This is a genomic window from Rubrivivax albus, assembly GCF_004016515.1.
Classification (GTDB): domain Bacteria; phylum Pseudomonadota; class Gammaproteobacteria; order Burkholderiales; family Burkholderiaceae_C; genus Rubrivivax; species Rubrivivax albus.
The window spans coordinates 25,685-49,901 of record NZ_SACT01000007.1 but is presented as its reverse complement, the minus strand read 5'-3'; the positions used below and the strand labels follow the sequence as shown (position 1 = coordinate 49,901).

The following is a 24,217-nucleotide window of genomic DNA, read 5'->3' as shown; positions in this document are numbered from 1 at the left end:
GAGGCGGCGTCGACCATCGCTGTAAGGATTGCAGGGGGCCCTGCGACCAAGCCTGGGTTCGCGTCCGAGACGCTCCGCCCCCGGGGTTTTCCCCTCCGCTGATCATGCACGACACGCTGCCGCTGCTGGCTGCCACCGACTTCCCCCCCCTGCGCCGGCGCGTGCTGGAAACCTTGCAGGTGAACCTCGGCTATCGCTGCAACCAGAGTTGCCTGCATTGCCATGTGGCTGCGAGCCCGCAGCGTACCGAGGTCATGGCCGCCGAGACCGTCGATCTCGTGCTCGAGGTGTTGCGTGCCCGTCGCGTCGGCACCCTGGACCTCACGGGCGGTGCGCCCGAGCTCAACCCCCACTTTCGTCGCCTTGTGCACGCCGCCCGAGACATCGGGGTGCGAGTGATCGACCGCTGCAACCTGACCATCCTGTCCGAACCCGGGCAGGAGGATCTGGCGGCCTTTCTCGCGGCACATGGGGTGGAGGTGACGGCGTCGCTGCCCTGCTACTCGCCGGCCAATGTCGACCGACAGCGTGGCGACGGCGCCTTCGACCGCAGCATCGCCGGGCTTCGACAGCTCAATGCGCTGGGATACGGGGATCCCGCACGCGGTCTGGTGCTCAACCTCGTCTACAACCCGCAAGGGCCCGTGCTGCCGCCGCCTCAGGCGGCCCTGGAGGCCGACTACAAGCGCGAGTTGCTGCAGCACTTCGGCATCCGGTTCGACCGGCTCTTCGCGCTGGCCAACATGCCCATCCAGCGCTTCGGCAGCACCTTGATCAGCAAGGGCGGGTTTCAGGCCTACATGAAGCTGCTGCGAGACGCTTCACGCGACGACAACCTGGCCACCGTGATGTGTCGGTCGATGGTCAGCGTCGACTGGCAGGGCGACCTCTACGACTGCGACTTCAACCAGATGCTGGGGCTACGCACGCGTCTGGGCAGCGTGCCTCGGCCGCACCTGCGGGACCTGCTGCGGCACGACCCGGCGGGGCACGCCATCCGCGTGGCCGATCACTGCTACGGGTGCACGGCGGGGCAGGGCAGCAGTTGCGGCGGCGCACTGGATGACGCCGTGGCGGCCGAGACGACGACGCTTGCCGCTGGCGGGGCCCGCTGATGGCGCGGCGCTCCAAGACCCCGCTGTGGGCGGGTGTCGCACTGCTGGCCATGGTCCTGGCCTGGGCGTGGCGCCACTACGACCTCGGCCACCTCCTCACGCTGGAACAACTCAAGGGCAGCCGCGATGCGCTGCAGGCCCTAGTGGCGGCCGAACCCCTGCGCACGGCCGCCGCGTTCTTCGTGGTCTACGTGGCTGCGGCGGCGCTCTCGATCCCGGGTGCGGTGGTCCTCACCCTGGCGGCCGGTGCCATGTTCGGTCTGGGTTGGGGGCTGCTGCTGGTCAGCTTTGCATCCAGTGTCGGCGCCCTGCTGGCGTTTCTGGTGGCCCGTTACCTGCTGCGCGACGTCGTCCAGTCGCGCTTCGCCCAGGCCCTGGCACCGGTCAACGATGGCATGCGCAGGGACGGCGTGTTCTACCTGCTCACGCTCCGCCTGGTGCCGGTATTCCCGTTCTGGCTGGTCAATCTGGTGATGGGGCTGACGCCAATCGGCGCAGCCCGCTTCTATGCGGTCAGCCAGGTCGGCATGCTCGCGGGCACGGTGGTTTACGTGAACGCCGGCACCCAGCTGGGCGCGATCCAGTCGCCGTCGGACATCCTGTCGCCCGGATTGTTGGTCAGCTTCATCCTGCTGGGTCTGTTTCCGCTGGTCGCCAAGGCGGTGGTGGCCTGGGTCCGCCAGCGCAAGTTGTACGCCCGTTGGCCCCGACCGCGCAGATTCGACCGGAACCTGGTGGTCATTGGCGCCGGTGCCGGCGGGCTGGTCTCGGCCTACATCGCCGCAGCAGTCAAGGCCAAGGTCACCCTGGTCGAGGGCCACCGGATGGGCGGCGACTGCCTGAACTTCGGATGCGTGCCCAGCAAGGCCCTGATCCGGTCGGCCAAACTGGCGAAGCAGCTCGGCAAGGCGCACGAGCTCGGCGTGGCCGACGCCGGTGGGCGGGTGGACTTTGCGGCCGTCATGCAGCGCGTGCAGCAAGTGGTCAAGGACATCGCGCCGCACGACTCGGTCGAGCGATACACGAGTCTCGGCGTGGAGGTGCTGCAAGGGCATGCGCGCATCACCAGCCCGTGGACGGTGGAGGTGACGGGAGCGGACGGCAAGGTGCAGGCCCTGAGCACGCGTGCCATCGTCATCGCAGCGGGCGCGAGCCCGTTCGTGCCGCCGATCCCGGGGCTGGCAGAGGTCGGTTGCCTGACCAGCGACACGGTCTGGGGGCTCACCGAACTGCCCCGGCGCCTCGTGGTGCTGGGCGGCGGGCCCATTGGCTCGGAACTGGCGCAAAGCTTCGCGCGCCTGGGCAGTGAAGTCACGCAGGTGGAGATGGCGCCGCGCATCATGGTGCGCGAGGATCCGGAGGTGTCGGATCTGGTGGCCGCCTCGCTGCGTGCCGACGGCGTGCAGGTGCTCACCGGTCATCAGGCCACCCGGGTTGAACGTCAGGGCGGCGAGAAGCGGCTGATCGCAACACACGACGGTCACGAGGTCGTGATTCCGTTCGACGAGTTGTTGTGCGCTGTCGGTCGCAGCCCCCGGGTCACGGGCTACGGGCTCGAGGAACTGGGGCTGCCGCTGACGAGCCGCAGGACCATCGAGACCAACGACCATCTGCAGACGCTGTACCCCAACATCTATGCCGTCGGTGATGTCGCCGGCCCGTACCAGTTCACGCACACGGCGGCTCACCAGGCCTGGTATGCCGCAGTCAACGCCCTTTTCGGGCGCTTCCGGAAGTTCAAGGCGGACTACCGGGTGATCCCCTGGGCGACGTTCACCGATCCCGAGGTGGCGCGTGTGGGCCTAAGCGAGACGGAGGCCCGGGAACGCGGCATCGCATTCGAAGTGACACGCTACGGCCTCGATGACCTCGATCGCGCGATCGCCGACGGCACGGCCCATGGCTTCGTCAAGGTGCTCACGGTGCCGGGCAAGGACCGCATTCTGGGCGTCACCATCGTCGGTGAGCATGCCGGTGACCTGCTGGCGGAATACGTGCTGGCGATGAAACATGGTCTCGGCTTGAACAAGATCCTCGGCACGATCCACACCTACCCCACGTTGGCGGAGGCCAACAAGTACGTGGCTGGCGAATGGAAGCGGGCGCACGCGCCGGCCCGGTTGCTGGAATGGGTCGGGCGTTACCACGCGTGGGAGCGTGCATGAACGGGCGCCGACAGGTCCGCGGCCCCAGCCGCCGCGACTGGCTGCTGGCCGTGGGGGTATCGATCGGCCCTTGGGCGCAGCCATGGGCACGTGCAGCGTCCTTCGACGCCGAACACGCCGCCTGGACCGCGCTGCTGCGCCGCCACGTGCACCTGCTGCGCAACGGGCAGGCCACCCAGGTCGACTATGCCGGCTTCGCGGCGGATCGACAGGCGCTGAAGGCCTACCTGGACAGCCTGAGTGCCGTCTCGCCCGCGGAATTCGCGGCTTGGCCAAAGGCGCAACGGCAGGCCTTCCTCATCAACGCCTACAACGCGTGGACGGTGGAACTCATCCTCACGCGCTATCCGGCGCTGAAGTCGATCAAGGACCTGGGCAGCCTGTTCAGCAGCCCCTGGGCGCCACGCTGGATTCCGCTGCTTGGCAAGACGGTATCGCTCGACGACATCGAACACGCCATGCTGCGCAGGCGCGGCGACTACGACGACCCGCGCGTGCATTTCGCGGTCAACTGCGCGAGCATCGGCTGCCCGGCGCTGCGCGAGGAGGCATTCGTCGGCGCGCGGCTGGACAAGCAGCTCGACGAGCAGACCGTGCGCTTCATGAGCGACCGGTCGCGCAACCGTTTCGATGCCCGGCGCCAGCGGCTGGTGCTGTCGAAGATCTTCGAATGGTACGGGGAGGACTTCCGCCTTGGCCACCGGGGCATCGGTTCGCTGGCGGCCTTTGCGGGCCGCCACGCGCAGCTTCTGGCCGATGACCCGGCCGACCGCGCACGCATCGCCGCCGGCCAGGTGGAGATCGTCTTCGACGACTACGACTGGGCACTCAACGACAGCCGATGACGCCCGCACTGTCGATCGTGATCCCGACCCTGGACGAAGCCGCCGGCATCGACGCCGCGTTGCGGGCCTTGCAGCCGCTGCGCCAGCGCGGCGTCGAGCTCGTCGTGGTCGACGGCGGCAGCCTGGACGGCACGCCTGCCCGGGCGGTGCCCTGGGTCGACCAGCTGGTGATGGCGCCGCGTGGCCGCGCTGCGCAGATGAACGCCGGCGCAGCCAGCGCCCGCGGGCCGGTGCTGCTGTTCCTGCATGCCGACACCCGGCTGCCCGTGGATGCGCTTGCGCAGGTGTTGCAGGCCGTGTCGTCCGGCGCGTGCTGGGGCCGGTTCGACGTCCGGATCGCTGGCCGGCCCTGGATGCTGCGCATCGTCGCCGCGGCAATGAACCGGCGTTCGCGGTGGACCGGCATTGCCACCGGGGACCAGGCGATCTTCGTCACGCGCGAGGCCTTCGAGCAGGTCGGCGGGTTCCCGCGTCAGCCGCTGATGGAGGACGTTGAGATCTGCCGCCGGCTCAAGCGCCGGGCGGCACCCGCATGCCTGACGGCGCGGGTCGTCACGTCCGGCCGACGCTGGGAGCAGCGTGGCGTCTGGTCGACGATCTTCCTGATGTGGCGCCTGCGCTGGCGCTACTGGCGTGGCGACTCGGCGACGGCCCTGGCGGAGGCCTACCGTTGAGTGCGATCGTGGTTGTCTTCGCCAAGGCGCCCGTGGCTGGTCTGGCCAAGACGCGCCTGATTCCGGCCCTGGGTGCCGACGGCGCTGCGAAGCTGGCTGCGCGCATGCTCGAGCACACGCTGGCGCAGGCGGTGGCCGCCGACGTGGGCCCGGTCGAACTGTGCGCCGCACCGGACACTGCCCACCCCGCGCTGATGGAGGCGGCGCGAGCCGCCGGCGCCGCGCTCACGGCACAGGGCGACGGGGACCTGGGCTTGCGCATGCACCGCTGCTTCATGCGCGTCCTGTCCCGCCACGGCCGCGCCATCGTCATCGGCACCGATGCGCCGGCGCTGGACGCCCGGATGCTGCGCACGGCGGCGCAGGCGCTGCGCGAGACCGACGCGGTCTTCGTGCCGGCGCAGGACGGCGGCTACGCGCTCGTGGGCCTGCGGCGGGCCGACCCGCGCTGGTTCGACGGCATGCGCTGGAGCCACGACCAGGTCATGGCCGATACGCGGCGCCGGCTGCAGGCTGCCGGGGCGCGCTGGATCGAACTGCCACCAGTGGCCGACGTCGACGAGCCGGCCGACCTGGAGCACCTCCCCCCGCACTGGGGCGTGCCCGGGGCGGCACCGGAGCCCACGTCGTGAAGCGCCTGGTGCTGGCCGGCGCCGGACACGCCCATGCCCTGGTGCTGCGAGCGATGGCGCAGCGCCGACCGACCGCTGTCGAGGTCGTGGTGGTGTCGCCGGAGCCTCTGGCGCCGTACTCCGGCATGGTGCCCGGTTGGCTGGCGGGGCTGTACACCTACGGCGACATTGCCGTCGACTTCCCACCCCTGGCCAGGGCCGCGGGCGCGCATTGGCGTCAGGGCGAGGTGCAGGCGCTGGACCCGGCGCGCCGGCGTGTGTTCCTGCAGGACGGCGACGCGCTCGACTACGACCTGTTGTCATTGAACCTGGGCTCGACGCTGCGCCCGCCCGCGGCGCGGCACGCGCAGATGCTGCCGCTGAGACCGCTGTCGGCGTTGCACACGCGCGTGCAGGCCTTGCTGGCCGCATGGCAGGCGGACCGCGGCGAGCAGCCGTTCGTCGTCACGGCCGTCGGTGGCGGCGCCGCCGGCTTCGAAGCGCTGCTGGCCCTGCTGCAGCGCTTGCGCCAGCTGCGTCCGGATCGGGTGGTGCAGGGCGGCTGGCTGGTGCGTGGGACATCGGTGCTGCCAGGCCTGGCGCCGGCTGCTCGCCGGGCCGCGTTGCGTGCGCTGGACCGCGCCGGGGTCACCGTGCAGCTGGGCAGCAGCTGGTGCGACGCCGTGGACCGCAGCAGCGACGTGGTGCTGTGGGCCACCGGCGCCCAGGCCCACGACTGGCAGCTGGATCCGTCGCGGCGCGGTGCACTGGCGGTCGATGACGATGGCTTCGTGGCCATCGACATCCATCTGCGCTCGGTCTCGCATCCGCAGATCTTCGCCACCGGTGACTGTGCCAGCTGGCCCGGCAGACCGCTGCCGAAGGCCGGTGTGCACGCCGTGCGGATGGGGCCGGTCCTGACGCACAACCTGCTGACGGCCTGCAGCGCCGGTGGCACGTTTCAGCGACATCGCCCGCAGCGGCACTTTCTGACCCTGCTGGCCACCGGCGACCGGCGCGCCATCGCCGCCCGAGGCCGATTCGGCGCCGAAGGTGCGTGGGCCTGGGCCTGGAAGGACCGCATCGATCGCCGATTTCTCGCCCGCCTGCGTGCGTCGCCCGGGGTCGACGCACCGGCCGACAACGCCCCCCTCGTGGCCGATCCCGTGGCTACCCGAACCGGAGAGACGACATGAACCTGACCCGCCGACACTTCAACGTCCTGGCCACCGGAACCGCCCTGGCGCTGCCCGCGGCGCTGCGCGCCCAAGGCACACCGCTGAACTTCGGCGTGGGCATGTTCCAGCCGGACCGCGAGAAGAACGACGCCACCTACCGTCCGCTGGCCGCACACCTGGCGGCACGCCTCGGACGGCCGGTCAACCTGCGCACGGTCGACAGCTGGGAAGGCCTGGCCAAGAGTCTGGCCAATGGTGAGACCGACCTGGCGCTGATGGGCCCCTGGGGTTACGTGCTGGCCAACCACTACGCCGGTGCGCAGGTGGTCTCCACGATCCTCTACCAAGGCAAGCCGGAGTATTTCGGCATGATCGTCACCCACCCGGATTCGGGCCTGGAGACCCTGGACGACCTGCTGGGGGCGAAGGGCCGCGGCCGCAGTTTCGCCTTTGGCGACAAGGGTTCCACCTCCGGCTACCTCATCCCGTACTTCGAATTCCAGAAGCGCGGCATCGACCCGGAGAAGCACTTCTCGCGGGTGCTCTACACCAAGCACCAGGCGATCCAGACGCAGGTCACGGCCGGTCAACTGGACGCCGGTGCCGACTACAACCGCAACCGCGACGCGATGATCGCCCAGGGGCTGATCTCCGCGGCACGCAGCAAGGTGATCTGGCAGTCGGCGCCCCTGCCCAACGATGCCGTGGCCGTGAGCGCCACGCTGGCCAGGGACGCCGCCTTCGTGCGCCGCCTGCAGGAGGCCCTGGCCGAGGTGGGCCCGCTGCTGGCGACGCAGGCCCAACTGCTGCCGGCCAACTACACCGGCTTCGTGGCCCGTGACAACGCCTTCTACAAGCCCATTCGCGACGCCGGCCTGGCCACCGGCAAGCTGGAGCCTCGTTGACCCACCGCCTCTGGTCGGCACGGTGCCTGGTGCGATGAATGCCGTGACCCACACCCACGCGGTGAACCGCTGGTGGTGGCCGGCGGGCCGAGCCGGATTCGCGCTGCTGATGGCGTGCTACGCAGCGCTGGTCGTGCTGTGCCTGGCCACCCTGGTGGCCACCGGCGACCTGAGTTTCGGTCGCAGCCCCTGGGACAACCTGCTCAAGACTTTGTCGGAGTTCGCGCGGCCCAGCCTGCTGGACGCGTGGTTCGGGCCGGAGCGACTCGAGTACCGCAGCGACGACGGCACGGTGCTGCGGGTGGAAAACCGACGGGCGGTGGAAGCCGCGTACCTGGCCGGGCTCGCGCGTGCGACCTGGGTCACCTTCCAGATCGCCACCCTCGGGTCGCTGCTGGCCGCGCTGCTCGCGTTGCCCCTGGCGCTGCTGGTGGCGCGCAACCTGCGTGCGCCGCGACCGTTGGCGTGGGGGGCCAAGGCGGTGCTGGACGTCACGCGCGCAGTGCACACCCTGGTGTTCGGGCTGGTCCTCGTGGGCATCGTGGGCCTCGGGCCGACCGCAGGTGTGCTGGCGATCGCCCTGCATTCGATGGGCACGTACGGCAAGCTGTTTGCCGAGAGCATCGAGTCCTTGGACATGGCCGCGGTCGAAGCGGTGCGCGCCACCGGCGCCTCGCCGATGCAAGTGTTCTTTCACGGGGTCTGGCCGTCGGTGCTGCCGCAGTTCGTCAGCCATCACCTGTACGTGTGGGAATTCAACATCCGCGACTCGACGATCCTCGGGTTGATCGGAGCCGGTGGCCTGGGGCTGCTGATCAGCGAGGCCGTGAGTCTGTTCCAGTGGAGCCGGCTGGCAACGCTGCTGCTCGTGGTGATCGCGCTGGTCGTCGGCTTCGACGCCCTGTCGCGACGCATCAGGGAGGCCCTGCTGTGAGTGGTGCGCAAGCCACGCGGGGCGCTGGCGGTGCGATGAGCGCGGCGGTCAGCCTGCACGGCGTGACGGTGGAGGCTGGCGGGCGAACGTTGCTGCAGGTGGCGGATTTTCGGCTGACGGCTGGCGAGCACGTGGCCCTGGTGGGCCCCAACGGGGCTGGCAAGAGCACACTGCTGCGCCTGATCGGCGGGCAGGTCGCCGCTGCGAGCGGCCGTGTGACGGTGCTCGGCCGCGATGTGGCCGACGCTGCGCCGCTGCAGGTGCGCCGGCAGCACCGGCGCGAGGTGGGTCTGCTGTCGCAGGGCCTGCACCCGGTGCCGCGGCTCACGGCGCGCGAGAACGTGCTCATTGGTGCGCTGGCCAGGCTGCAGGGCCTGGATGCCTGGCGCAGCTGGTGGCGCCGCTACCCGCCAGCGCTGGTCACCGAAGCCGACCAGGCGCTGGCTGCGGTCGGCCTGGCGGAGCAGGCCGGCGTGCGCAGCGACCGCCTGTCCGGTGGAGAGCGGCAGAAGGTGGCCCTGGCGCGGCTGCAACTGCAGCAGCCGCAGCTGGTGCTGGCCGACGAGCCCACCTCGGCCCTGGACCCGGCCGCCACGCGCCACGTGTGTGCCGCGCTGCGGTCGCTGGCCGGTGGCGGGCGCTCCCTGCTCACGGTGGTCCATGACCTCGCGCTGCTGCCGCTGCTGGCCGACCGCGTGGTGGGCATGTCCGGGGGGCGGATCCGCTGGGACCTGCCCCGCGCGGCGCTGGGGCACGAACACCTGGCGGCGCTCTACGACCCGGCGTCGGCCGACGCCGTCGTCACCGGGCCGATGCCGGCTTCGCCCTCGGTTTCGGCGTCGGCATCGGCCTCGGTGCCGGCCGCGCGTGCCCCCGGGTCGGTCCACGCCGGCCTGCTGTCGCAGGCAGGCACGGGCTGAACATCGGTGCGACAACACCTTGCCCATCACCGCGCATGCTGCAGCCCGCTCACCATGCGCCCCGCGATCCCTGCCGACCCTCAACACACTGAAGGAGACCGTCGATGACCCCCACTCGAGCTGAAATGAACACGCCTGACGCCCTGACCCCATCCCCACGCGCCATCGTCGGCCGCGCGCGTGGAAGCGCCGCCACGCTGCTGGCCGCCGGCGTCTCGGCCGTGGTGCTGGCCGGCTGTGCCGGGCCGCATGGCCATCGGGCCGACACGGCCTCCGCCGGCGCGCACGGCCTGCAGACTCTGCGCAGCCCACACACCCAGGCGCAGACCCTGGCCAGGCTGGAGGCGCAGCTGACGCAGCGCCAGCTGACCGTGGCGGCGCGGGTGGATCACGCGGCCGCGGCACAACGTGTCGGGCAGGCACTGGCGCCGACCGTGGTGGTGATCTTCGGCAACCCGCAGGCCGGCACGCCGTTGATGCAGTGCGCGCAGACCGCGGGCATCGACCTGCCGATGAAGGCGCTGGTCTGGACCGACGCTGGCGGGCAGGTCTGGCTGGGCTGGAACGAACCCGCCTGGATCGCGCACCGCCATGGCGCCAGAGATTGCCCGGCCGCCGTGCGGCTGGGGCAGGCGCTGGCAGGTCTGGCCGCAGCCGTCGTCGCGCCATGAGCCCGGCTGTGCAGGCCCTCGGTGCTGCCGACGTGGCCCCGACACCGCCGGCGCCGGGGCGCAGTTGTCCGCTGCATTACCGGTATCGCCCGGAGGATTTGGCGGTGCCGCCGCCGGCAGGGCTGCAGGACCTCGAGGTCCTGTACGTCGTCGGCGGCCTGTACGGCAACCTGGTCGCGCTGCACCGGGTCCTGCAGCTGTTTTCGCAGGAGTCGGGCCGCAAGGCGTTGGTCTTCAACGGCGACTTCCACTGGTTCGACGCCGAGCCGGCGTGGTTCGACGCAGTACAGCAGGGGGTGCTGGCGCACTGGGCGATACGCGGCAATGTCGAGACCGAACTGGCCGACGAGGCCGCGGCCGGCGATGCCGGCTGTGGCTGCGCCTACCCCGACTGGGTGGACAACGCCGTGGTGGACCGTTCCAATCGGATCCATGCCCGCCTGCGAAGCGTGACCTCCGCAGCACAGCGGCGCACGCTGGCCAAACTGCCGATGTGGCTGCGCGCGGATGTGGGTGGCTGCCGGGTGGGCATCGTGCATGGCGACGCGCAGTCGCTGGCCGGCTGGGGTTTCGCCCAGGAACACCTGCGTGAGCCGGCGGGCCGCGACCTGGCCAGGCCGTGGTTCGCCGCGAGCGGGGTCGATGCCTTCGCCTGTTCGCACACCTGCCTGCCGGTGTTCCAGCGCTTGCGGCTCGAGGCCGACGCTGCGCCCCGGCACTGGATCCTGAACAACGGCGCGGCCGGCATGCCCAACTTCCAGGGCGATGGTGCCGGGCTGCTGACACGCATCGCACTGCGCCCATACCGTGGGCCGGAGCGCCGCTTTGGTGTACGCGCAGGGCTGGACCACGTGCACGCCGAGGCGATCGCCATCGACGTCGATGCGGCGACGTGGCGTGCACGGTTTCAGGCCACCTGGCCGGAAGGCAGTGACGCGCACCTGTCCTACTTCGATCGGATCGCGCACGGGCCGGCCTACCGTGTGGCCGACGCCGTGCGCTCGGAGGACTGACCCATGCTCGCCATCGTCGGCGGTACCGGCTTCTACGAGCTGCCGGGCCTGGAGATCGAGGCGCGGCTGTCGGCTGCCACGCCGTTTGGCGAGGCCTCCGGCGAGGTGCACCTCGGTCGCGTCCAGGGCCAGCCCCTGTTGTTCCTGGCCCGTCATGGCGCCGGGCACCGATGGCTGCCCCACGAAGTCAACTACCGGGCCAACGTGTTTGCCCTCAAGCGGGCTGGCGCCACGCAACTGCTGGGCTTCTCCGCCGTGGGCAGCCTGGACGAAGTACTGGCGCCCGGCGCGCTGGCCATGCCGGCGCAGTACATCGACTGGACCCGAGGTCGCCGGACGCAGACCTTCTTCGGCAAGGGTGTCGCGGCCCACGTGTCCACCGCCGAGCCCGTGAGTGCGCGGCTGGCGGAGGCGGTGGTGGCGGCCGGTGAGCGCATCGGGCTGACGGTCGCTTCCGGCCTCACCTACGCCTGCGTGGAAGGCCCGCGCCTGGGCACCCGCGCCGAAAGCCACCTGCTGCGCAGTTTCGGAGCGCATCTGGTGGGCATGACGAACGTGCCCGAGGTCTTCCTGGCGCGCGAAGCGCAGCTGGGCTACGCCACCGTCGGCCTGGTCACCGATTACGACAGCTGGATGGACGACCCGGCGCAGCATGCGCAGGTGCAGACGATCTTCGAGCGCTACGGGCACACACTGGCGGCGGCCAGGCGCCTGCTGGCTTCCCTGTTGGCGGCGCCCCTGCCGACGCCAGAACCGGCGGCACGCCAGGCCCTCGTCGGGGCCGTCCTGACGCCTGAGGTTGCCCTCGACGCCGCGCAGCGCGACTGGTTGGCGGTGTTGCGTCGCTGAGCCCAGGGCGACGCGCCACGCCATCCTTGATCTCCCACCCATCGCAGGAGCAGACCCGATGAGCTTCTTCCCCAGCCTGCCGGCCGACGCTGGCGCGCGTCACCTCCTGGCGCTGAACCCGGAGGCCGGCCGCGCGCTGGTGGCCTTCCATTGCGCCGTGCTGCGCCACGACACGGCGTTGACGGCGCGCGACAAGGAACTGCTGGCCGCCTACGTGTCGGGGCTGAACGCCTGCCAGTACTGCCACGGCGTGCACCGCGAGACGGCCATCGCCTTCGGGGTCGACGCGGGGCTGCTCGATGCCCTGCTGAGCGACCTCGAGCAGGCGCCGGTCGAGCCCAGGCTGCGGCCGCTGCTGGCATTCGCACGCAAGCTGACGCTGACGCCGTCGCGAATGGCCGCGGCCGACGCGCAGGCCGCGTTCGATGCCGGCTGGAGCGAACGCGACCTGCACGACGCAGTGCTGACGATCGGCCTGTTCAACCTGATGAACCGGCTGCTCGAGGGGCATGGCATCAAGGGCAGCGACGAGCTCTACGCCAGCCGCGGCAAGGCGCTGGCGGAGGACGGCTACGCGCCGTTGCTGGCCTGGTTGCCCGAAGCGTCGGGTTGACGGGCTCAGCCGGTCTCACGCCCCAGGATGCCGTCGACCAGGGTGTCGAAGTCGTCGACGACGAGGTCATAGACCCGGTTTGGCCAAGGGTCCGGCGGTCCGGCCGGGCCCCACTCGGCGGGGCGACGCACGAAGGCCGTCCGCATGCCCTGGTCCTGGGCTGCGTTGAGATCGAAGTTGTGGCAAGCCACCATCAGCACGTCGGCCGGCCCGAGGCCCAGCCAGCGGACCGCCGTCTGGTAGGCCTCGGCGTGGGGCTTGTAGATGCCGATCATCTGGCACGAGACGATGGCGTCCCAGGTCAGCCCGTTGTGTCGGGACACATCGACCACCAGCGACGTGGGCAGCATGGTGAACGACACCGCGGGCAACGTGCCGCGCAGGCGCTGCAACGCGGGGGCGAAGTCCGGCCAGGCCGAGACCCGGCGCCAGGCCTGCCAGAGTCCTGTGGCGGCTGGCTCTGGCATCGGCGTCAGGCCGAAGTGCTCGACCGTGGCCTTCAACGCGCTTCGATGGACATCGTCCATGTCGAAGGGTGGTCGGACCTGCCCGACGATCCCGCCCATGCTGCGACGCCGCCATTCGTTGACGAAGGCATGCGCGTCCACGGTGCCCGCAGGCCAGGGCGTCAGGGCGCCCAGGGCCTGAACGAGAGAACCGTGCCAGTCCAGCACGGTACCGCCAGTGTCGAAGAGCACGGCCTTGCAGGTCAGGTTCATCGCTGGTCGCCTTTCCTCGCAGGGTTCACAGCTCCGATCAGCTTGCGGGTTTCGGCCGTTCACCTTGTGTTCGATCGTCTTGTCCGATTGATCGATCGTCTCGGGTCGTGGCCTGCCGGCCGGCGCACAGGATGGCAGCCAGCCACGACGACGGCGACTCATTCGTCCGTCGGCGGCAGGCGGAGCGGCCGCTATCCGACCACCTCCAGGCGGTCGACATCGCCCGTGCTCGCTGGCCTGCTCGTGAGTGCCCCGACCCCAGGGTGGCTGCGGCCACTGGAGAGATGGGTGGGCGCTGTCGCGTCAGCAATGTTCATCGGATGAAGGTGACGCAGACTTGCCGCTGCGTTGACGACTCCGTCGCGCAGCCATCCTTAGCGACCAGGATGTCTGGTATCGAGTCCTGATGCATGCGCGTGACCCGGTGTCGTCCCGGATGATGTCCCAGGAAGTGTTCGTAGCGCGTAGCGAGCTGCCGCTGGTACTGTTGCCGGACACCGCCGACCGGTTCGGCGCGCATGAACAGGACGAGGGTGTCGGGCACGACCCGAGGTTGATCGATAGACCCTGCATGCGCCAGCCCAGCGGTTGGCGCTCTCCGTGGTCATTGGACTTCCAATGCCGCCGATCGAAGATTTCCGAATATGGATCTGCGCATCGCGTCCTTGGGCGTCAAGGCGTGAGCCGATATGCTCATGCGCACCATGAATTTCCAGCAGCTGCGCGCCATGCGCGAGGCCGTACGGCGCGGCTTCAACTTGACCGAGGCAGCCGAGGCGCTGCACACCTCGCAGCCCGGCGTCAGCCGCCAGATCCGCGAGCTGGAGGACGAACTCGGCGTCGAGATCTTCGTGCGCGCCGGCAAGCGGGTGACCGGCCTCACGCCGCCCGGGCGCGGCGTCCTGCCCATCATCGAGCGTCTTCTGCTGGAGGCCGAGAACCTCAAGCGCGCTGGCGCAGAGTACGCGCGGGAGGATTCCGGCGCCTTGACCATCGTGACCACCCATGTGCAGGCACGCTACCGGCTGCCGGCGGCGGTGCAGGCCTTCCGCGAGGCCTTTCCGCGTGTCGTGGTGCAGCTGCTGCAGGGCTCGCCGGCCAGCGTGGCGCAGCGCCTGCTGCAGGGCGAGGCCGACATCGGCATCGCCACCGACGTGCTGCCCGCCTACGAGGACCTGGTGGTGCTGCCGTGCTACGAGTGGAGCTACCGCGTGCTGGTGCGGCCGGGCCACCCGCTGGCCGATGGTGCGCCGCTGACGCTGCAGCGCCTGGCCGAATACCCGCTGGTGACCTATGACGGTGTGTACGCCGGTCGTGCGCACATCGACCAGGCCTTCGCGGCTGCAGACTTGACTCCCCAGTTCACCATCCTCGCCATGAACGCCGACGTCATCAAGACCTACGTGGAACTGGGCGTGGGCGTGGGCATCGTCGCCGAGATGGCGTACGAGCCGGCGCGCGACGGTGCGCTGCTGGCGCTGGACGCGTCGACGCTGTTCGCACCTAACACCACGCACATCGCGGTGCGCCGCGGCGCCTACCTGCGCGAGTACGCCTACCGCTTCATCCAGACCTTCGCGCCGGCGCTGACGCGCGAGGTGGTGCGCGCGGCGCAGGCGCAGGATCGCTGAGCGCCGGCGTGGCAGGCCGGCGGGTGCGCGTCAGCCCTGGAACCGGGTGACGCGCTCGGCCCGCAGGTGAAGCGTGTGCCCGAGCCGAAGGCTCGTGGTCGCGCGCAGGGCCTGCACCTGCTCCCGCGGCAGCTCCACGTCGATGTCGCCGCCGCCGTCGGCGCGGCGGAACTCCAGCCGCGTGCGCGGGCCGGCGGTGAGCACCTGGGCGAGCACCGCAGGCACGGTGCCTTCGCCGGCATGGGGCTGCACCGTCAGGTCCTGCGGGCGCACGAAGCCTTCGCCCCAGGGCGCCACGTCGGACAGAAAGCGCAGCACGAAGGGCGTGGCCGGCGTGTCGTACAGCGCCTCGGGCGTGCCCACCTGCTCGATACGGCCCTGGTTCATCACCACCACGCGGTCGGCCACTTCCATCGCCTCCTCCTGGTCGTGGGTGACGAAGACGCTGGTCAGGTGAACCTCGTCGTGCAGGCGGCGCAGCCAGCGGCGGAGCTCCTTGCGCACCTTCGCGTCGAGCGCGCCGAAGGGCTCGTCAAGCAGCAGCACCCGCGGCTCCACGGCCAGCGCGCGGGCCAATGCGATGCGCTGGCGTTGGCCGCCGGAGAGCTGGTGCGGGTAGCGGTGGCCCACGCTGTCCAGCTGCACCAGCTGCAGCAGCTCCTGTACCTTGCGCCGGATGTCGGCATCCGAAGGCCGTGTGGCCTTGGGCCGCACGCGCAGCCCGAAGGCCACGTTCTCGAAGATCGTCATGTGCGCGAACAGCGCGTAGTGCTGGAACACGAAACCCACATGGCGCTGCCGCACGTCGGTGTGCGTGGTGTCCTCGCCATTGAACAGCACCTGTCCGGCATCGGGCACCTCCAGCCCCGCGATGATGCGCAGCAGCGTGGTCTTGCCCGAACCCGACGGGCCCAGCAGCGCCACCAGCTCGCCGCTGGCGATGTCCAGGTCCAGATGGTCGCAGACCACCACCGGGCCGAAGGCCTTCTGCAGGCCACGCACCTCAATGCTCATCGCCGACTCCTTCCGCCGTGCTTCTCATCTGCGCCTTCACGCGCTGTTCCACCAGGTACTTCAGCACCAGCGTCACCAGTGCCAGCAGCGCCAGCAGCGAGGCCACCGCGAAGGCGGCCGCGAACTGGTACTCGTTGTAGAGGATCTCGATGTGCAGCGGCATCGTGTTCGTCAGCCCGCGGATGTGACCGCTGACGACGCTGACGGCGCCGAACTCGCCCATCGCGCGCGCGTTGCACAGGATCACGCCATAGAGCAGCGCCCACTTCACGTTGGGCAGCGTCACGCGGCGCAGGATCTGCCAGCCGCTGGCGCCGAGCACCCGCGCGGCCTCCTCCTGCTCGATGCCCTGGGCCTGCATCAGCGGGATCAGCTCGCGCGCGACGAAGGGGAAGGTCACGAAGATCGTGGCCAGCACGATGCCCGGCACCGCGAAGATGACCTTCATGTCGTTGGCCTGCAGCCACTCGCCGAACCAGCCCTGCAGCCCGAAGACGAGCACGTAGATCAGGCCGGCGATGACCGGGCTGACGGAGAACGGCAGGTCGATCAGCGTCAGCAGCAGGTTCTTGCCACGGAAGTCGAACTTGGCGATGGCCCAGGCTGCCGCGACACCGAACACCAGGTTCAGCGGCACCGAGATGGCCGCGACCAGCAGGGTCAGCCGCACGGCGGCCAGCGCGTCGGGCTCGATCAGTGCGGCGACGTAGACCTCCCAGCCCTTGCGCAGCGCCTCGACGAAGACCGCTGTCAGCGGCACGAACAGGAACAGGCCCAGGAAGGCCAGCGCCAGCGCGATCAGCAGGCGGCGCACCCAGGCGGGTTCTTCGGCGGCACCGCGGCGGTGCGCGGCCACGGCCAGCGGCTGGACCGGCGGGCTCATGGTGGTCGACATGTTCAGATCCGCCCCTGGCGCTGGCGCGCCCAGGCCTGCAGGCCGTTGATCGCCGCCAGCAGGATGAAGGCGGCCACCAGCATCACCACCGCGATCGCGGTCGCGCCGGCGTAGTCATACTGCTCGAGCTTGGTCACGATCAGCAGGGGCGCAATCTCGCTGACCATCGGCATGTTGCCGGCAATGAAGATCACCGAGCCGTATTCGCCCAGCGCACGCGCGAAGGCGAGTGCGAAGCCGGTCAGAAGCGCCGGCAGCACGATGGGCAGCAGCACGCGGCGGAAGGTCTGCCAGCGGCTGGCACCCAGCGTGGCGGCGGCCTCCTCGAGTTCACGGCTCACGTCCTCGAGCACCGGCTGCACCGTGCGCACCACGAAGGGCAGGCCGATGAAGACCAGCGCCACGAACACGCCCAGCGGCGTGTAGCTGACCTTGAACGGCAGGTGCTGCCCGATCCAGCCGTTCTCGGCGTACAGCGCCGTCAGCGCGATGCCGGCCACGGCGGTGGGCAGCGCAAACGGCAGGTCCACCAGCGCATCGACCACGCGCTGGGAGGGGAAGCGGTAGCGCACCAGCACCCACGCCACCACCAGACCGGCCACGGCGTTGAGTGCGGCGGCGGCGAGTGCCGCGCCGAAGCTCAGCCGGTAGGAGGCCATCACGCGCGGGCTGAAGGCGGCGTCCACGAACTCGGGCCAGGTCAGCGTGAAGGTCTTCAGGAAGGCCGCCGACAGCGGGATCAGCACCAGCAGGCTGACATACAGCAACGCGAAGCCCAGGGCCAGGTTGAAGCCGGGCAGCACGCTGTGGCGGCGGAGCAGGGCGCGTGAGAGTGGCATGGGATCTGCAAAAAGCGAGGACCGCATCGTAAGAACGATGCGGTCCTCGCATCAGAAGCGTTTCGCGCATGTTCATGCGCAAAACGAGGAAGGCGCGGGCGCCAGCGGCCCGAGCTCCGTCACTTGGCGGTGTAGATCTGGTCGAAGACGCCGCCGTCGGCAAAGAAGCGCTTCTGCGCCGCCTGCCAGCCGCCGAAGACCTCGTCGATGCCGAACAGGTTGACCTTCGGGAACTGCGCCGCGTACTTGGCCTGCGCCGCAGGTGCCGTGGGGCGGTAGTAGTGCTTGCCGGCGAGGTCCTGGCCCACCGGCGAGTACAGGTACTCGAGGTAGGCCGTGGCCACCTCGCGCGTGCCGCGCTTGTCCACCACCTTGTCCACCACCGTCACCGGCGGCTCGGCCAGGATGCTGATCGACGGCACGACGATCTCGAACTTGTCCTTGCCCAGTTCGTTGAGCGCGAGGAAGGCCTCGTTCTCCCACGAGATGAAGACGTCGCCGATGCCGCGTTCGACGAAGGTCACCGTCGAGCCGCGGGCGCCGGAATCGAGCACCGGCACGTTGCGGTAGACGTCGCGCACGAAGTCACGCGCCTTGTCCTCGCTGCCGGTCTTCTTCAGCGCGTAGCCCCAGGCGGCCAGGAAGTTCCAGCGCGCGCCGCCGGAGGTCTTGGGGTTGGGCGTGATCACCGAGACGCCAGGCTTGGCCAGGTCGTCCCAGTCCTTGATGCCCTTGGGGTTGCCCTTGTGCACCAGCAGCACGATGGTGCTGGTGTAGGGGCTGCTGTTGTGGGGCAGCCGCTTCTGCCAGTCGGCCGGGAACAGCTTGGCGCGCTCGGCGATGGCGTCGATGTCGTAGGCCAGCGCCAGCGTGACGACGTCGGCCTCCAGGCCGTCGATCACCGAGCGGGCCTGCTTTCCAGCACCGCCGTGCGACTGACGGATGGCGACGTTGTCGCCGGTCTTCTGCTTCCAGTGGGCGGCGAAGGCGGCGTTGAACTCCTTGTACAGCTCGCGCGTGGGGTCGTAGCTGACGTTGAGCAGGGTGATGTCCTTGGCCGCGGCCCAGGCCGTGCCCAGCGCGAGCGCCGTGATGGCGAGCAGGCGCGGCAGGCGAGAGAGGAGGGATGCGGCGACGTGATGAGAAGCTGGGGTCGAAAGGGATGGACGGGTCATGCCAGGGCTCCGGTCAGCGGGGAATGCAACGCATCCTAGGCAGCCCGAAGTCAACTGGGAACGAATGAATCCGACGTTGCATATGCGTTCACTGCAGCTGCGGCGAGCACTGGTGAGGCTCGCGAGGACCACCCCGGCGTCGGCGGCATGGTTTATGGGCAGGACTCGGTCGACAACGCCCGAGCGCAGTTGCGCTCGGGCTCCGACCGGCTGCGAGGGAGGTTCTCAAAGCTCGGTGCGCTGTTGGATGAGGCCCGGCACGACGTGTTGGCGTTCTTGACCTTTCCTTGAGCGCGCTGGGCGCGATTCGTTGGACGAATCCACCGGAGGGGCTCGATGCGAAGGTCAAGCAGCGGACTAACGTCGAGGCACATTCCCGAACGAAGTGGCCATAGTGCGCTAGGTCGGCGCCATGAAGCTCGAGCTCAACGACGAGTGCCGCCTTAACCGGTGCTACATGTAGCTTGATGGCCCGCAGACTGTCAGCGAGACTGCATCGAAGTGCCTGCTGGCCGTGATCCACCGAGTCGCGCGAATCCTGCCCTACCTGGCTGTCAACTTCCACCACGTGTTTGGACGCTATCCCCATGACAACCGCAATGCCGATCTCCTGGCGTACCCAGAACCTGTGGGCCGTTCGGTTGTTGTGTAACCACTCCAGGCCTGAAGCGACCGCGCCCTACATGAGCATCGAGCTGGGTGGTGAACTCGAGGCCTTGGAGCAAACCGCTATCCGAGGTCGTGCTTCCTGACGGCGTCTGGGGTCAACTGACGAGGCGCCGCCCACTGTCGACGGCATGTTCCCGGCATCACCCGAACACTCACGGACTCGGCCAGTAGCGTCCCGATAGGTACCGACCACAACGGGGCCATCACCCACAGCCCGACGGGCTCGTGGGACGGGATGCCGAATGTCGCGCCAGCGGGGAGGTTCTCGCGACGTTCGAATCGGATTCCTCAGGGCGCGTGCGGTAGACTGTCGCAGTGCAGCAAACAAGCAACCGCCCCTGGCTCACCACGCTTGGCGTCGGCAAGAAACTCGCGCGCGGTTACTTCTGCACCCTGACGCCGCCCTAGGCGCACGCGGTCGAGACTTCTCCCGCCTCCCCATCTGCGCCCGATCCAGGGCGCGAGCCCTCCAAACCCTTGAATGACGGCCGCCGGCGCGGGCGACCGCGTGATATCCATGTTGTCATCCACCATGCGCCGGGACTGGCTGTCCAATGTCCGCGGTGATCTGCTCGCCGGCCTCGTCGTCGCGCTGGCCCTCATCCCCGAGGCCATTGCCTTCTCGATCATTGCCGGCGTGGACCCCAAGGTCGGTCTGTATGCCTCGTTCAGCATCGCCGTCATCATCGCCTTCACCGGCGGCCGGCCGGGCATGATTTCGGCCGCCACCGGCGCGATGGCGCTGGTCATGGTGGTGCTGGTCAAGGAGCATGGCCTGCAGTACCTGCTGGCCGCCACCGTTCTGACCGGCGTGCTGCAGATCGTTGCCGGCATGCTGCGCCTGGGTTCGCTGATGCGCTTCGTCTCGCGCTCGGTGATCACCGGTTTCGTCAACGCGCTCGCCATCCTCATCTTCATGGCGCAGCTGCCTGAACTCACGAACGTGAGCTGGGTGGTCTATGCGATGACGGCGGCCGGGCTGGCCATCATCTATGGTTTCCCCTACGTCACGAAGGCCGTGCCCTCTCCGCTGATCACCATCGTCGTGTTGACCGCGGTGAGCCTGGTGCTGGAACTGGACATCCGAACGGTGGGCGACATGGGCCAGCTTCCGGACAGTCTGCCGATGTTCCTGCTGCCCGATGTGCCGTTGAGCCTGGAGACGCTGACGATCATCCTGCCTTACGCGGTGACGCTCGCGGTCGTCGGTCTGCTGGAATCGATGATGACCGCTTCCATCGTTGACGAGCTGACGGACACCCCCAGCAACAAGAACCGCGAGTGCGTTGGCCAGGGGGTGGCCAACATCGCCACCGGCTTCATCGGCGGCATGGCGGGCTGCGCGATGATCGGCCAGAGCGTGATCAACGTGAAATCCGGCGGACGCGGGCGTCTGTCCGCGCTCGCAGCCGGCACCTTCCTGCTCGTGATGGTGGTCTTCCTCGGCGACTGGGTGGCCAGGATCCCGATGGCCGCGCTGGTGGCCGTGATGATCATGGTCAGCATCGGCACCTTCAGCTGGGACTCGGTGCGCAAGCTGCGCGAGCACCCGCCCAGTTCGTCGGTCGTGATGGTCACTACCGTGGTGGTCACCGTGGCCACGCACGATCTGGCCAAGGGTGTCTTCGTCGGCGTGCTGCTGTCGGGAATATTCTTCGCGCACAAGGTCGGACGTGTGCTGCGCGTGGACCGCAGCCTCAGCGACGACGGCCACTCGCGCACCTACCGCGTCGTGGGCCAGGTGTTCTTCGCCTCGGCCGAGACGCTGATAAACGCTTTCGACTTCAAGGAGGTCATCGACCGCGTGGTCATCGACGTCAGCAGGGCCCATTTCTGGGACATCACCGCTGTCAGCGCGCTCGACAAGGTGGTGCTGAAGTTCAAGCGCGAAGGCGCCGAGGTCGAGGTGATCGGCCTGAACGAGGCCAGTGCCACGATGGTCGATCGCTTCGCAGTGCACGACAAGCCCGGCGCCGTCGAACAGCTGATGCATTGAAGGACACTTCCATGAACAAGATACTGGCCTGCATCGACACCCGCGGCAACACCGACGCGGTGATCGACTGGGCGGCTTGGGCCGCGGTCCGGCTGGATGGCCCCCTGGAGTTCCTGCATGTGTTGGAGCGTCACCCCGAGGTGGCCGCCGTGACCGATTTCAGCGGGGCCATCGGGGTGGATGCGCAGGAGTCTCTGCTGAAGGAACTGAGCGACCAGGACGAGCAGCAAAGTGTGGCGATGCGCAACGCCGGGCGCGGACTGCTCAGCCATGCGCGCAACCGGGCAGCCGCCGCCGGTGCGCGGCGCCTCGATGCGCGGCTGCGTCATGGTGACTTCATCGACACGGCCATTGAGCTGCAGGGCGAGGTCGACCTGTTCGTGCTGGGGGAGCACTACCATGCTGCCGCCCAAGCCCGCACGCGCGCCGAACACCACCTCGAGCGCGTCATCCGGAGCGTGTCGTCGTCGGTGCTCGTGGCCACGGCCGAAGCGTTCGAGGCGCCGCAGCGGGTGGTCGTGGCTTTTGACGGTAGCCCGGGTGCCCGCAAGGCATTGGCCCGGCTGGCGACGCACCCGCTGGTGGCAGGCCTGCCGGTGCTGGTGGCCATGGCCGCGCCCGATACCCCGGCCGCACGGCAACAGATCAAGGAGGCGCGGACCGTGCTTCAGAGTGCCGGGGCCCATGCGGAGGCGGAACTGGCTGCTGGCGAGCCACATCATGTACTGCCTGAACTCGTCAAGCGTCAGGCGCCCGCGCTGCTGGTGATGGGCGCCTTCGGGCACTCCCGGCTGCGACAACTGCTGTTCGGCAGCACGACCGCCAGCCTGCTGCGGCTCAGCGATGTCCCGGTGCTGATCCTTCGATAGCTCGAGGCGATCGCCAACGGCCATGCGGACACGCAGGTGTTTGTACATGGTCAAGCCTCGCGCCACCAGGCGGAGTTGCCTGCATGCCTTCCCTGAACCCAACCACCACGAGTGGATGCGCGAATGGCGGCGTTCTGTCCGTGGTGGGGTTCGCGCACCCGGTTGAGTCGATCGCGCAAGTTTTCTTGGCGGGCGACCCGCCGTCACGAGATCTGCACTCCACGCCCCGTGTCGGGTCGTCCGACCGCTGTGCTTCACATTGACCAGCTTCGGGCAGGACATCGCCCCCGTCTGCCTGCGGGTGATGGCAGCCCATGCTTCGTCTGCCGCCAGCCCCGTCCACCCTTGATGCCACCGGTCTTGGCACGCGAAGCGTGGGATGTGACGCTTTGAACCTCGGTGTCGTCATGGGCGTCGACACTGATCCTGTGATCGAACCCGATGAGCTTGAACACGGTATCGACCTGGCCGATCTGCTCGGACTGGGCGCCGAGGGCGGAGGGCAGGAGGATCAACCGTCAACAGGTGAGGGCACCTCATTGCCGCAATGGGGGCGATCCAGACTGACCACACGAACACCCGCGCTAGACGGCGTTGTCCGCAAAGCGCCAGAATGGCGGGGCGACACCCATCGAATTGCGGTCCGACAATTTGCCATACCGAACCCGTGTTCACCCAGGCCGCGCCCTTGGTCTCGGCCAGCAGGCCGACAGCGCGCCGAAGGAGTTCAGCGGTCGGGTAGTAGGGCGGCGGCACCGAGGCATCCGGCGTCGCTTGCGTTGCCGACTGCTCCGTGACCTCGGGCGATTCGACCAAGCTGTCGTAGTACCTGAACTCGTGTCAACTCCTCGCCCAGTGCTTGTTGGTGTTCCTTCGATTGCCGACGCCGATCGGCGTTCGGACTGCGGCCTTGATCTTCTTGACCACGGGCATGAAGTCGCTGTCACCGCCGACGATGATCACGGTGCCGATGTGTGGAAAGCGGGCGATGTCCTCCGTGGCGTCCAGGCACAGCTTGGTGTCGGCACTGTTCTTGGCTGACGCGCCAGGCGGGAAGAGCTGGATCAGCTCGACGGCGCTTTGCAGCAGGCTGTCGCGGTAGCGGCCTAAGTACTGCCAGTTCCCGTAGGCGCGATTGATGGCCACCGGCCCGAACGAGGCACCAAGCTCGACCAGGGCCTGAACATCGCTCAAGGGCTCCTGAACCTAGAAGCGGTTGTCGGGCTTCGTGTACGCGCCGTCGCTGTACTTGGCCTCGAAGAGGCCCGCGTGCAGGTTCTCGAAGTCCCAGTACAGCGCAACGGATCTCGATTCGTCGTTGTCATTGGCGTTCAACTTGCGGGCCTCCCTTGTGATGCATCCATCGTAGCGAGCCGCCGGGGCTCTGCAGCGTCAAACCTCGAACTGCAAGGGCGTGTCCCCGCTCCGCGGGGCCGGGCTGTTGCGCTGCGCGTCGAGCCACCGGCCAGGGCCGGCGTCTCGCCCCTGTCGGGCTGCCATCCCTCACGCAACACGGCCAGGCCGGCGCTGCCGGCAGCAACACAACGCGGCCCGTCCCGTGCCCGGGGACCGCGGGCCCTGATTCCTTCACGCTGCGCGTGAACGAGGCCCGCTTGGCGAACTGGCCGGCGCGACGATCACTCCGCTGCGCTCCGTTCGCGGCCCGCCGGCCAGATCGCCACCCCGTGCACCCGCCACGCCCGATGCCGGGCCGCTGAAACCCAACACCCCAGCTGGCGTGCCGCGGCTCGCCCGCCGCGCCAGTCGCGGCCTGGCAGCCGCTTGATGGCACGGTGGCCGCAGGGCCGCCGCGGCACGGGAACGGGCGTGCAGCTTCGCGTTGCTGCGCCGCCCGACAAGGGGAGGCCGCCGTGCGCCGGGCGTCCCACCGCGCTCCCCCCACAAGCCCCCGTCTTC

25 protein-coding genes are annotated in these 24,217 nt (G+C 69.2%); 16 read left to right on the top strand and 9 right to left on the bottom strand.

Annotated features, from left to right (window positions below):
- Positions 1-104 precede the first annotated feature (104 nt).
- The 13 genes from arsS to ENE75_RS18260 all read left to right on the top strand — a co-directional run bounded on the left by arsS (position 105) and on the right by ENE75_RS18260 (position 12,493).
- On the top strand, positions 105-1,115 hold the full coding sequence (arsS, locus tag ENE75_RS18320) for an arsenosugar biosynthesis radical SAM (seleno)protein ArsS (protein ID WP_128199782.1): 1,011 nt from the start codon (positions 105-107) through the stop codon (positions 1,113-1,115).
- The gene (locus ENE75_RS18315) at positions 1,115-3,280 is read left to right on the top strand and encodes a dihydrolipoyl dehydrogenase family protein (RefSeq protein WP_128199781.1); all 2,166 of its coding nucleotides are present in this window, start codon (positions 1,115-1,117) and stop codon (positions 3,278-3,280) included. Before arsS ends, ENE75_RS18315 begins: the two co-directional genes overlap by 1 nt.
- A complete protein-coding gene (locus tag ENE75_RS18310) occupies positions 3,277-4,125 on the top strand; it encodes a DUF547 domain-containing protein (protein ID WP_128199780.1) in 849 nt (282 codons plus the stop codon). Before ENE75_RS18315 ends, ENE75_RS18310 begins: the two co-directional genes overlap by 4 nt.
- Positions 4,122-4,799 carry a TIGR04283 family arsenosugar biosynthesis glycosyltransferase gene (locus ENE75_RS18305; protein WP_128199779.1) on the top strand — a complete coding sequence of 226 codons (678 nt, stop codon included), beginning with the start codon at positions 4,122-4,124 and terminating at the stop codon, positions 4,797-4,799. The genes ENE75_RS18310 and ENE75_RS18305 overlap by 4 nt, the downstream gene beginning before the upstream one ends.
- A complete protein-coding gene (locus ENE75_RS18300) occupies positions 4,796-5,431 on the top strand; it encodes a TIGR04282 family arsenosugar biosynthesis glycosyltransferase (RefSeq protein ID WP_128199778.1) in 636 nt (211 codons plus the stop codon). The genes ENE75_RS18305 and ENE75_RS18300 overlap by 4 nt, the downstream gene beginning before the upstream one ends.
- On the top strand, positions 5,428-6,606 hold the full coding sequence (locus ENE75_RS18295) for an FAD-dependent oxidoreductase (RefSeq protein ID WP_158288996.1): 1,179 nt from the start codon (positions 5,428-5,430) through the stop codon (positions 6,604-6,606). Before ENE75_RS18300 ends, ENE75_RS18295 begins: the two co-directional genes overlap by 4 nt.
- Positions 6,603-7,493 carry a phosphate/phosphite/phosphonate ABC transporter substrate-binding protein gene (locus ENE75_RS18290; protein WP_128199777.1) on the top strand — a complete coding sequence of 297 codons (891 nt, stop codon included), beginning with the start codon at positions 6,603-6,605 and terminating at the stop codon, positions 7,491-7,493. Before ENE75_RS18295 ends, ENE75_RS18290 begins: the two co-directional genes overlap by 4 nt.
- A 34-nt stretch (positions 7,494-7,527) precedes the next feature.
- A complete protein-coding gene (gene phnE / locus ENE75_RS18285) occupies positions 7,528-8,427 on the top strand; it encodes a phosphonate ABC transporter, permease protein PhnE (protein ID WP_128199776.1) in 900 nt (299 codons plus the stop codon).
- Entirely contained in the window at positions 8,424-9,347 is a 924-nt protein-coding gene (locus ENE75_RS18280) for an ATP-binding cassette domain-containing protein (RefSeq protein WP_158288995.1), read from the top strand. Before phnE ends, ENE75_RS18280 begins: the two co-directional genes overlap by 4 nt.
- Before the next feature lie 125 nt (positions 9,348-9,472).
- Complete coding sequence (locus tag ENE75_RS18275; RefSeq protein ID WP_128199774.1) at positions 9,473-10,018, top strand: DUF302 domain-containing protein; 546 nt, start codon at positions 9,473-9,475, stop codon at positions 10,016-10,018.
- Positions 10,015-11,031 carry a metallophosphoesterase family protein gene (locus ENE75_RS18270; protein ID WP_128199773.1) on the top strand — a complete coding sequence of 339 codons (1,017 nt, stop codon included), beginning with the start codon at positions 10,015-10,017 and terminating at the stop codon, positions 11,029-11,031. The genes ENE75_RS18275 and ENE75_RS18270 overlap by 4 nt, the downstream gene beginning before the upstream one ends.
- A gap of 3 nt (positions 11,032-11,034) precedes the next feature.
- Positions 11,035-11,880 carry an MTAP family purine nucleoside phosphorylase gene (locus tag ENE75_RS18265; protein ID WP_128199772.1) on the top strand — a complete coding sequence of 282 codons (846 nt, stop codon included), beginning with the start codon at positions 11,035-11,037 and terminating at the stop codon, positions 11,878-11,880.
- Positions 11,881-11,938: 58 nt separating this feature from the next.
- Positions 11,939-12,493, top strand: coding sequence for a carboxymuconolactone decarboxylase family protein (locus ENE75_RS18260; RefSeq protein ID WP_128199771.1), 555 nt, complete (start codon positions 11,939-11,941; stop codon positions 12,491-12,493).
- Between the two features lie 5 nt (positions 12,494-12,498).
- Here ENE75_RS18260 and ENE75_RS18255 read toward each other — a convergent pair whose 3' ends face one another.
- Both ENE75_RS18255 and ENE75_RS18250 read right to left on the bottom strand, forming a co-directional pair.
- Entirely contained in the window at positions 12,499-13,212 is a 714-nt protein-coding gene (locus ENE75_RS18255; protein WP_158288994.1) for a haloacid dehalogenase type II, read from the bottom strand.
- Positions 13,213-13,525: 313 nt separating this feature from the next.
- Positions 13,526-13,756 carry a hypothetical protein gene (locus ENE75_RS18250; protein WP_128199769.1) on the bottom strand — a complete coding sequence of 77 codons (231 nt, stop codon included), beginning with the start codon at positions 13,754-13,756 and terminating at the stop codon, positions 13,526-13,528.
- 160 nt (positions 13,757-13,916) lie between these two features.
- Here ENE75_RS18250 and ENE75_RS18245 point away from each other — a divergent pair, with 160 nt between their 5' ends.
- The gene (locus ENE75_RS18245; protein WP_128199997.1) at positions 13,917-14,843 is read left to right on the top strand and encodes a CysB family HTH-type transcriptional regulator; all 927 of its coding nucleotides are present in this window, start codon (positions 13,917-13,919) and stop codon (positions 14,841-14,843) included.
- 30 nt (positions 14,844-14,873) lie between these two features.
- Here the strand turns inward: ENE75_RS18245 and ENE75_RS18240 are convergent, their stop codons facing one another.
- From ENE75_RS18240 to ENE75_RS18225, 4 genes are all read right to left on the bottom strand, one after another.
- Positions 14,874-15,857: a sulfate/molybdate ABC transporter ATP-binding protein gene (locus ENE75_RS18240; RefSeq protein WP_128199768.1), complete on the bottom strand. Its 984-nt coding sequence runs from the start codon at positions 15,855-15,857 to the stop codon at positions 14,874-14,876.
- Positions 15,847-16,740 (bottom strand): sulfate ABC transporter permease subunit CysW, encoded by an 894-nt coding sequence (cysW, locus tag ENE75_RS18235; RefSeq protein ID WP_375138498.1) that lies wholly within the window; start codon positions 16,738-16,740, stop codon positions 15,847-15,849. Before cysW ends, ENE75_RS18240 begins: the two co-directional genes overlap by 11 nt.
- Before the next feature lie 14 nt (positions 16,741-16,754).
- Entirely contained in the window at positions 16,755-17,591 is an 837-nt protein-coding gene (cysT, locus tag ENE75_RS18230) for a sulfate ABC transporter permease subunit CysT (RefSeq protein WP_128199766.1), read from the bottom strand.
- A gap of 119 nt (positions 17,592-17,710) precedes the next feature.
- Positions 17,711-18,766 (bottom strand): sulfate ABC transporter substrate-binding protein, encoded by a 1,056-nt coding sequence (locus ENE75_RS18225; RefSeq protein WP_128199765.1) that lies wholly within the window; start codon positions 18,764-18,766, stop codon positions 17,711-17,713.
- Positions 18,767-19,952: 1,186 nt separating this feature from the next.
- Here ENE75_RS18225 and ENE75_RS18220 point away from each other — a divergent pair.
- Together ENE75_RS18220 and ENE75_RS18215 are read left to right on the top strand one after the other, a co-directional pair.
- Positions 19,953-21,431 carry a SulP family inorganic anion transporter gene (locus ENE75_RS18220; RefSeq protein WP_199232349.1) on the top strand — a complete coding sequence of 493 codons (1,479 nt, stop codon included), beginning with the start codon at positions 19,953-19,955 and terminating at the stop codon, positions 21,429-21,431.
- Between the two features lie 11 nt (positions 21,432-21,442).
- On the top strand, positions 21,443-22,300 hold the full coding sequence (locus ENE75_RS18215; protein ID WP_128199764.1) for a universal stress protein: 858 nt from the start codon (positions 21,443-21,445) through the stop codon (positions 22,298-22,300).
- 254 nt (positions 22,301-22,554) lie between these two features.
- On the opposite strand, the gene ENE75_RS18210 is transcribed toward ENE75_RS18215, so the two are convergent.
- The 3 genes from ENE75_RS18210 to ENE75_RS25650 form a co-directional block, all read right to left on the bottom strand.
- Positions 22,555-22,755: a CreA family protein gene (locus ENE75_RS18210; protein ID WP_445677791.1), complete on the bottom strand. Its 201-nt coding sequence runs from the start codon at positions 22,753-22,755 to the stop codon at positions 22,555-22,557.
- 385 nt (positions 22,756-23,140) lie between these two features.
- Positions 23,141-23,494: an NYN domain-containing protein gene (locus ENE75_RS25435; RefSeq protein WP_259371719.1), complete on the bottom strand. Its 354-nt coding sequence runs from the start codon at positions 23,492-23,494 to the stop codon at positions 23,141-23,143.
- A gap of 12 nt (positions 23,495-23,506) precedes the next feature.
- Positions 23,507-23,635, bottom strand: a complete 129-nt coding sequence (locus tag ENE75_RS25650) for a hypothetical protein (protein WP_259371718.1) — start codon at positions 23,633-23,635, stop codon at positions 23,507-23,509.
- Positions 23,636-24,217: the final 582 nt, after the last annotated feature.